Source organism: Maribacter sp. 4G9 (genome assembly GCF_002742265.1).
Lineage (GTDB): Bacteria > Bacteroidota > Bacteroidia > Flavobacteriales > Flavobacteriaceae > Maribacter.
Genome location: NZ_MDGL01000012.1, coordinates 1 through 1,276, shown reverse-complemented (window position 1 = coordinate 1,276; position 1,276 = coordinate 1). Strand labels below are relative to the sequence as shown.

General features: G+C 33.0%; 2 protein-coding genes. Both read left to right on the top strand.

The window, feature by feature from the left end; genetic code table 11:
* Nucleotides 1-4: 4 nt before the first annotated feature.
* Nucleotides 5-85, top strand: a complete 81-nt coding sequence (locus BFP75_RS22240; protein ID WP_262497583.1) for an ATP-binding protein — start codon at nt 5-7, stop codon at nt 83-85.
* Nucleotides 86-320: 235 nt separating this feature from the next.
* Complete coding sequence (locus tag BFP75_RS01710; RefSeq protein ID WP_099542957.1) at nt 321-1,133, top strand: hypothetical protein; 813 nt, start codon at nt 321-323, stop codon at nt 1,131-1,133.
* The last annotated feature ends 143 nt before the right edge of the window (nt 1,134-1,276 follow it).

Here is a 1,276-nt window from a genome sequence, read left to right as displayed (position 1 = left end):
TGCCATTTTAGATAGACTGGTTCACACCGCACATAGAATCAATATAAAGGGAGAATCAATGCGTAAAAAACAAATAAATAAATAGTAAATTTAACCACAATGGAATCGATTTTGAGCACTTAGTTTGCTATGCTCACTTTAATCCGTTTTTAGTGGTTCACTTTGACCGTCCTTTCCACCAATACCTTCAAAAGAAACCCAACAGTTAATTTCATATGAAATAAGGGAATTACGTAATAGAGTAAGAGAACTTTTAAATGATTCACAGCAAGCTTTAATTGAAGCAAAAAAGGGAATTGAAGACTTAATTTTGGTAGACAATGTATAAGGTTAAAGTTCAAATACATCACGAAGAAGCTTTGCCTTCACAATTTATTTGGCGTCCACTATCAGATGAGATTGGTGAAGAATATGACCTTTCAGAAGATGATGTAAAAGAGTTTTTTTCAATACAACAGCAAATAGTGTTGCCTAACAAAACTTTTGTTACGGTTTTTACGGTAGATTTTCCAGAGTTAGAGGTTAGAGATACAGACCCAAGAGAAATATTCTTATCCTATTTAGACTCTTTATACCAAGAAGGGAGAATAATTTCATTATTAAAGGTTAATGATGAATTGTTAAAAAAATTAGCAGTTAAATATTACGAGGAAATTATAGAGTTGGAAATGGATTTAAGAAATGTAATCACATACATTCTTAATTATGATAATAAAAGGATAAATAATGAGCTTTTTAAAGATTTTGGCATACGACCATCAGAGGCATTAAATGATGAGGTAATAGAAAAGAATCACGAAAATGGTTTGTTTTATATATTGTTTAATCACTATGCAAGCTTTACAGAACCTCAAAAAATTAAAGCAGATAAAATTGCCGATTTATTGCAGGATGTTAGCATTCAATCCTTTGATAATTTTAAGCAAAAATTAGCCAGTAGAGCTATTTCAGAAGAAAGACATTTATCCTTTTTGTACTCTATAAACCAAAAATTGGGTCCTGTAGAAAAAATGCGTAATGCTATTATGCACGTTCGTAATCTCTCAAAGAATATTATTAATAACTATGATAAAGCCGTAAATACCTATCAAAATGGAAACGCCGGACATAGTATACCACCCTCGCCGGGTTAAAGTGACCATAGCTGGCCGGAGGAAAGTGACCCACTCCCGCCGGGCCAAAGTGACCCACCTTTAGATTAGATCTATCTGTAAAAAGTCTAAGTGCTTTTTTTGTTAAAAAGCACCATGGCGAACAAGCAGATAGACATGCGAAA

Coding starts and splice junctions, on each gene's coding strand:
- BFP75_RS01710 (WP_099542957.1), top strand. CDS start 321: ATGTATAAGGTTAAAGTTCAAATACATCACGAAGAAGCTTTGCCTTCA.